Source organism: Sphingomonas sp. 66-10 (assembly GCF_001897045.1).
Classification (GTDB): Bacteria; Pseudomonadota; Alphaproteobacteria; order Sphingomonadales; family Sphingomonadaceae; genus Sphingomonas; species Sphingomonas lycopersici.
Map to the genome: position 1 here is coordinate 7,296 of NZ_MKRR01000018.1, position 6,956 is coordinate 14,251.

The following is a 6,956-nucleotide window of genomic DNA, read 5'->3' on the forward strand; positions in this document are numbered from 1 at the left end:
GTGGTCGCCGACGGTGAACAGCGTGCGCGTCGACGGCGCGTGGACCCCGCGCCCGACGAAATATTCGTCGACCAAGGCGCGGACGATCCGCCACTGGCTGGCATTGGTATCCTGCGCCTCGTCGATCAGCACATGTTCGGTGATCTGGTCGAGCTTGAACCGCACCCATTCGCCGATCCCGGGCTGATCGAACAGATCGACCGTCGCCGCGATGAGATCGTCGAAATCGACCGCCCCCACCCGCCGCTTCGCCGCGGCATATTCACGCGCATAATCGCGTCCGACGGTCAGCGCGTCGGAAAGCAGATCGGCGAACGCGGCACGCACGCGGAGCGACAGCAATGCGGCGCAATGCTCGTAGAGCGACATCGCCAGCTCGGCATATCGATCGTCCTGCGGCGCCTGCCCCTTGCCGAACGAACGCGGATCGCCGTCCGCCTTGGCCCAGACGGCGTGGAGATCGGCCAGCGCATCGGCGCGCGCCGCCTCGTCGCCGGCAAGCCACGCGGCGATCGCCTCGGCACGCGCCACGCCGTTCTTGGTCCCCCAGTCGCGGTTGAGCTGCGCGATCGTTTCGAGCAGGCTCGTATCGATGCCCGCGCATCCCTCGCGGATCGCTTCCTCGACGTCGCCCGCCGGCAGGTCGAGCTCGCGCCGCACGAAAGCGCCGATCCCGCTCGGCAAGGCTTCCAGCGCCCGCCCCGCCCGCGCGCAATCGCGCAGGAAACTCTCGGCTTTCTCCTCGCCGAGCCGGACGGACAGCGCGCCGATCGTCTCGGCCGGGCCGCTGCGCCCTTCGCGCTCGGCATCGACCAGCAGGTCGCCGAGAGCCTGTCGCATCAGCAACACTTCCTCGCGCGGTTCGATCGGGCGGAAACCGGGGACGAGCCCCGCCTCGGCCGGGAAAGCCGCGAGCAGCCCCTGGCAGAAGCCGTGGATCGTCTGGATGCGCAATCCGCCGCCCGGCGCATCGAGCACCCGCGCGAACAAGGTGCGCGCGAGCGCGATACGCTGCGCGGTCGGCTCCTCGCCGAGCGCGATCAGATCCTTGCCCAGTGCGGTTTCGGGCATTCGTACCCAGGCGGCGAGCCGCTGGCTGATCCGCGCCGCCATCTCCGCCGCGCCGGCCTTGGTGAAGGTGAGGCACAGGATCGCTGCCGGGGACACACCGCGCAGCAACAGCCGAAACACCCGCGCCGCCAGCACCTGCGTCTTGCCCGTCCCGGCCGAGGCGGAAAGCCACACATGGCTGTCCGGCCGGCTCGCGGTGCGCTGCTCGCCGCGCAGCGGGGGCAAGGGGCTCAGCGTGTCAGCGGTCACGGCCATACCATTCGTCGCGGCGCATCAGCTGGTCATAATCGGCATAGGGTGCATATTCGGGGTGGAGCTTGGCGACGAACGGCTCGTCCCCGGTCAGCCACAGCCCCGCCGCTTCGGCGAACACCGCGCGGGCCTGCGCGACGAATTCGTCGGTCACGATCCGCCCGTTCTTCCCCGCCGGATCGACCGGCGAGGTCACCTGCCCGAACTGGTCGCGATATTTCGCGAGCGACCAATATTCGAATCCGCCTGCCTTGCCCGCAATCCCCTGAAAGCCCCCCGCCTCGGCGATCGCGCCGAGCAACCCCAATTGCATCGAGAACCCCGCGCGCACCGCCGCGGGCGACGGCGCCTTGCCGGTCTTGTAATCGACGATGACGAGGCTGCCGTCCGCCGCGCGGTCGATCCGGTCGAACCGGCCGGAAAGCGTCACCCCGGCGATCTCCGCCCCGCCCTTGCCTTCGACCGCGATTACGTCGCGCCCCTCGACGCGCGCCTGATCGAGCCGCGCCGCGATCCAGTCGATCGCCGCGATCAGCCGCGGTTGCCACAAAGCGCGGAGCAACGGGTGCGTCGCGGGATCGTTGAGCATCGCCAGCGCACGCGGGCGCAACGCCTCGATCGCGCAGCCGTCCTGCTTCGCCCATTGCTCCAGCACCGCGTGCACAACGGTTCCGCGCCACGCCGCCGTCGGATCGGCGTCGACCGGATCGAGCGCGGATAGCCGCAGGATGCGCTGGGCGTAGAAGGCATAAGGATCGGCCTTGAGCCGATCGACCTGCGTCACCGAAATCTCGCGCGGCCGCTGCTCTTTGGCCGGCGAGGGCGCCGGGCGCGCGGCGGGGCGGTGCGCCGGCGGGCGATCGAGCGCATCGACCCAATGCTCCAGATCGCGCGCGCGCGCGAAATCTTGCCCCGCCATCGCCTCCAGCCGCAGCCAGAAGCGGGAGGCGAGCGTCGGCGAGCGGCTGTCGCGTCGCGCGCGGGTCAGCAATACCTCCGGCGCGCCGAGCCCCTGCCCGAAATCATGCGCCGCGATCCCGACGCGGCGCTCCAGCCCGGGCAGCCCGAGCGCGACGCGGATACGCGGCGCGAGCCAGGGATCGGGCGCGGGCGAGCCGGGCCAGACGCCCTCGTTGAGCCCGCCGAGGATCATCAGATCGGCGCTCTGCAACCGCGCCTCGATCAACCCGTAGATCGCCAGCCGGGCATGACCGCCCTGCGCCGGGCGCACCGCCGCCTCGTCCATCAATAGCCGCAGCAGCGGGGCGAGATCGTCGCGCGATACCTTGCGCGGGCCGGCGCCCGCCTCGCTCTCCAATTCGGCGAGCAGATCGGCGGCGGCGCGCCCGGCGGGGCCGCGCCACGCCTCGTCGCCGGCCAGCACGTTCGCCGCCTCGCGCAACGCGGCGACACGCTCGGCGAGCGAGCGATCATCCGCCGCCAGCGCCTCCACCGGCGCGAGCAAGGCGCGAATTTCGTGCCACCACGCGGCCGCACCGAGATGCGCGTCGATCCCCGCCAGCCCGGGCGCCGGACGCGGCCCGCGCAATGCCTTGTCGAGCCGCCGCACCCCCTCCAGCCACGCGGCCCGCGCTTCGCCCGCGCGGACCAGCGGATGTTTGAGCAGGGTCAGCAGCGGCAGCGGCGCGAAATCCTGCGCTGCAGCCTCGGCGATCGCGCCGAGCAAGGTGCCGGGCGGCAGGATCGCGAGCGGCCGGCCGGCGGTATCGTCGATCTCGATATTCCAGCGCTTGCAATGCGCCGCGACGCGCCGCGCCAGCGCGCGATCGGGGGTGACGAGCGCCGCGGTCCGCCCTTCACGCTCCAGCGCGCCGCGCAAGGCGAGCGCGATCGCCTGCGCCTCGCCCGCCGGGGTGGCGAATTCGGCCGCGCGCACGCCGGAAAGACGCCGGTCGGCGGCGGCAAGCCCGGTCCATTTGCCAGTGAACTCCGCCGGCGTCAGCGCATTGGCGATCGCGCGCGCGCGCGCCGGCGGCGCGTCATGCTCGCTGCCGTCGCGCCACGCGGCCACCTCGCCGCGGCCGGCGCCGATCCGTTCGAGCATCAGCTTGAGATGATATTGCGGATGCACCTCGATCGCGCGCCGCGGGTCGCCCTCGGGATGCGGCCCGAGCGCCGCCCATTCCTCCTCGGGCATCGCGAGATCGACATTGGCGAACACCACCATGCCGTGCGGCAGCCCCGCGACGCGCCGCAGCAGCCGCGCGACGGCCGGCGCGGAGTCGGTGATGCCGGCGGCGCAGACGAACCCGCCCGGCGGCGCCTCGCACCAGCGCGCCGCGAGCCGGGTCAGCAGCCGCGCGCGTCGCTCGGCGAGATCGATCCGCCCGAGCCGCGCCAATTCCCCCGGCCAGCGATCGAGCACCACGCGGAACGAGGCGAGCGCGCGCTGCCAATGCTCCGACAGATCCGGCCCCAGATCGAGCTCGGCCAGCCGCGACGGCGGCACCTCCTCGACGATCAGCTGATCGAGCGTCCGCGCCAGCTCGCCCGCCAGCCGCACCGCCTCCGCCGCGTCGAGATCGGGGCGCTCGTCCTGCACCAGCCGCGAGAGGATCATCCTGCGCGCGAGCGGCGCGATCGCCGGGGGCACCGGCGCATCGTCATCGGCCGGATCGAGCGCGGCGCCGATCGCCTCGCCGAGATCATCGGCGCCGATCGCCACTAATCGCGGCAACACCAGTCCGCCGCCCGAGGCGCGCACGAACGCCTCGTTGACCGCGATCCGCGCACGATTGTTGGGCACCAGCACCAGCCCGCGCGCCAGCCCGAGCGGATCGCTGCCGAACCGCCGCATCAGCCCCGCGACCAAAGCATCGGCGAAGGCGCGATGCGCCGGGATCGTGTAAAGGTTCAGCCCTCGCGCCTTTGCGTCGCGTTGGCCTTGACCCAGGGTCGATTCTGCCTCTGGCGTCATGCCAGAAGCCTCTTGTCCGGCGCCTGCCTCTCCACCGTTCGCCCTGAGCTTGTCGAAGGGCGTCCTGTCGCTCGTGAGGTGGGGCCGCCCTTCGACAGGCTCAGGGCGAACGGTGCTTCGTTTTCGCCCCGCGCCTCAGCCATCGGCCAATATGGCTTCGGTCCGCCCGATCGCGGCGGGGGTGCCGACGTCGAACCACAGCCCCTGATGCACCTGCCCGTAAGCGCGCCCGGCGGCGATCGCGCGATCCCAGAACAAATTGGTCGAGAACGGCCCTTCCGGCCAGTCCGCGATCAGCCGCGGATGCATGATCTGCACCCCGGTCCACACGAACGGCGCGACCCGTCCGCGCCCACGTCGCCCGATGATCCGCCCGTTCGGCGCGAGGCGGAAATCGCCCTGTCCGCGGTGATTGTGCGCGCGGGCATAGGGCACCATCAGCAGCAACGCGTCCATCGTCGCGTCGTCCCAGCGCGAGGCGAGCAGCTTGATCGCGTCGGTCGGGCCGTCGACCCACAAATTGTCGCTGTTGACATAGAGGAACGGCTCGTCGCCGATCAGCGCGCGCGCCTGGACCAGCGCGCCGCCGGTCTCCATCAGCCGCCCGCGCTCGTCGGAGATGACGATCTCGATCCCCGAGACGCGGTTGAGCAGATGCGCCTGCAATGCGTCGGCGAGATAATGGACATTGACCACCGCGCGCTCGACACCCGCCGCCTTCAACCGATCGAAGACATGATCGAGCAACGTCTTGCCCGCCACCTCGACCAGCGGCTTGGGCCGCGTCGCGGTCAGCGGGCGCATCCTTTTGCCGAGCCCGGCGGCCATGACCATCGCGGTCTTGGGCACCTTGCCGCCCGGTTCGGGCCGGATCATTCGCACTCGGGTCATTGGCCTGCCAGCATCATGGGGTCACCGCGCAGCTCGGGGGGGATATTGGCGTCGAACCATGCCGCCACCGGCCCGAGCACGGGATAGGAAAGATCGCGCTCAAGATAGCTCCAGACGCGCGGGCACATCGTCGGATAGCGCGGCTTGCCGTCGCGCTTCCACAAGCGGGTGAAGATGCCGATGATCTTGGCGTTCCGCTGCGCGCCGAGCACGTGATAGGCGTCGAGGAACGCTTCGCCCTCGCCAGTCGCCGCGCGATAGCGGGCGAGCATCGCCTCCTCGATCGCCGGCTCGACGTCGCGCCGCGCATCCTGCAACAACGACACGAGGTCGTAGGCGGGATGCCCGGCGAGCGCGTCCTGAAAGTCGAGCAGCCCGAGCCCGGCCGGGATCAGCATCAGATTTTCGGCGTGATAGTCGCGCAGCACCGTCACCGGCTTCTCGACCAGCGCGCGTTCGAGCACCGCGTCCCACGCCGCGCGATAGCCGGCGGCGTCCACCTCCAGCCCGACCGCGGGGCAATACCAGTCGACCAGCAGCCCCGCCTCGCGCTGCAGCTCGGTGCGATCATAGGGCCGCAACCCCAGCATCGCCTCATGCCCGCGCAACGCGACGAGCAGGTCGATCGCGCTGGCGTAGAGCGCCATCGTCGCATCAGGATCGGTCTCGATCGCTTCGCGCATCCGATCGTCCCCGAAATCCTCGATCAGGACGAGGCCGTTGGCTTCGTCCGCCGCGAGGATCACCGGCGCGGCGAACCCGCGCTCGCTGAGCCAGCGTGCGATAGTGATGAACGGGCGTGGATCCTCATGCGGCGGCGGCGCGTCCATCAGCACCGCGCGACGCGCGCCGTGGGTGATGCGGAAATAACGGCGGAAGGAAGCATCGCCCGCCAGCGGCGCGATCTCGGCGCCGGCCCAGCCGTGTGCGGCAAGGAAAACGGCGGCGCCGGCGGGGGGAATCATGTCGGTCGCCATCGTTGCTCCCATGCCGCCGGCGCCGCCCAAGTCAAGCCGCGCGCGCCGTCCGGCAATATCTCCAGCCTGAGTCGCAGCGCATCGGGCCATGCCTGCGGCCCGGCGCGCTCGGCCCATTCGATCAGCAGCGCCGAATCGTAGCGCGCCTCGTCCAGCCCCAGTTCGTCCATCTCGCGCGGATCGTCGATGCGATAGAGATCGACGTGAAGCACCGGCACGCGCACTTCGGGGGGCGCATAAGGCTGGACGATCGCGAAGCTCGGCGACGGCGCCTCACCCTCCAGCCCCAACGCGGCGAGCAGCCCGCGCGCGATGCTCGTCTTGCCTGCGCCGAGCGGTCCTTCGAGCGTGATCACGTCGCCGGGCGCGAGCACCGACGCCAGCGAGGCACCGATCGCCTCGGTCGCTTGCGGATCGGCGAGCCGGATCATCGCCGCGGCAGTTCCACCGTCACCAGCGTCCCCTCGCCCGGCTCGCTGACCAAAGCGATCGTCCCGCGATGCGCCTCGACGAATTGCTTGGCGAGCGGCAGCCCGAGATCGAGCGCACGCGCGCCGCCGCTGGTGATGCCGGGCTGGGCGAAGCGATCGAAGGCGTGCGCCGCGGCTTGCGCATCCATCCCCTGCCCGTCGTCGGACACCACGATCCGCGCGCGCGCCGCATTGCCGTCGGCATGGAGCAGGACGCGCCCGCCGCTGCCCGTCTCCCCACCCACCGAAGCGAGCGCGTGGCGCAGCAGATGCTCGATCACCTCGCCGATGCGGCGCGGATCGCCGGTGACGCGGCCGACCGAGCGGTTGATCTCGACGACATAATCGACCCCCGCC

At 71.1% G+C, this 6,956-nt stretch carries 6 protein-coding genes; all 6 read right to left on the reverse strand.

The window, feature by feature from the left end:
• Window positions 1-1,326 (reverse strand): UvrD-helicase domain-containing protein (locus BGN95_RS02035; RefSeq protein WP_286771471.1); only part of this gene is annotated, 1,326 nt, incomplete at its 3' end.
• Complete coding sequence (locus BGN95_RS02040) at window positions 1,310-4,261, reverse strand: PD-(D/E)XK nuclease family protein (RefSeq protein ID WP_286771472.1); 2,952 nt, start codon at window positions 4,259-4,261, stop codon at window positions 1,310-1,312. The genes BGN95_RS02035 and BGN95_RS02040, both read right to left, overlap by 17 nt.
• A 135-nt stretch (window positions 4,262-4,396) precedes the next feature.
• Window positions 4,397-5,152, reverse strand: coding sequence for a nucleotidyltransferase family protein (locus BGN95_RS02045; protein ID WP_265268458.1), 756 nt, complete (start codon window positions 5,150-5,152; stop codon window positions 4,397-4,399).
• Window positions 5,149-6,129, reverse strand: a complete 981-nt coding sequence (locus tag BGN95_RS02050; RefSeq protein ID WP_265268457.1) for an aminoglycoside phosphotransferase family protein — start codon at window positions 6,127-6,129, stop codon at window positions 5,149-5,151. Before BGN95_RS02050 ends, BGN95_RS02045 begins: the two co-directional genes overlap by 4 nt.
• Window positions 6,114-6,560: a tRNA (adenosine(37)-N6)-threonylcarbamoyltransferase complex ATPase subunit type 1 TsaE gene (tsaE, locus tag BGN95_RS02055; RefSeq protein ID WP_179511631.1), complete on the reverse strand. Its 447-nt coding sequence runs from the start codon at window positions 6,558-6,560 to the stop codon at window positions 6,114-6,116. The genes BGN95_RS02050 and tsaE overlap by 16 nt, the downstream gene beginning before the upstream one ends.
• Window positions 6,557-6,956 (reverse strand): sensor histidine kinase (locus tag BGN95_RS02060; RefSeq protein WP_286771473.1); only part of this gene is annotated, 400 nt, incomplete at its 5' end. The genes BGN95_RS02060 and tsaE, both read right to left, overlap by 4 nt.

Bases quoted from the DNA above. Each gene is read 5' to 3' on its own strand.
- BGN95_RS02040 (WP_286771472.1), bottom strand. From the start codon at position 4,261: ATGACGCCAGAGGCAGAATCGACCCTGGGTCAAGGCCAACGCGACGCA.
- BGN95_RS02045 (WP_265268458.1), bottom strand. From the start codon at position 5,152: ATGACCCGAGTGCGAATGATCCGGCCCGAACCGGGCGGCAAGGTGCCC.
- BGN95_RS02050 (WP_265268457.1), bottom strand. From the start codon at position 6,129: ATGGCGACCGACATGATTCCCCCCGCCGGCGCCGCCGTTTTCCTTGCC.
- tsaE (WP_179511631.1), bottom strand. From the start codon at position 6,560: ATGATCCGGCTCGCCGATCCGCAAGCGACCGAGGCGATCGGTGCCTCG.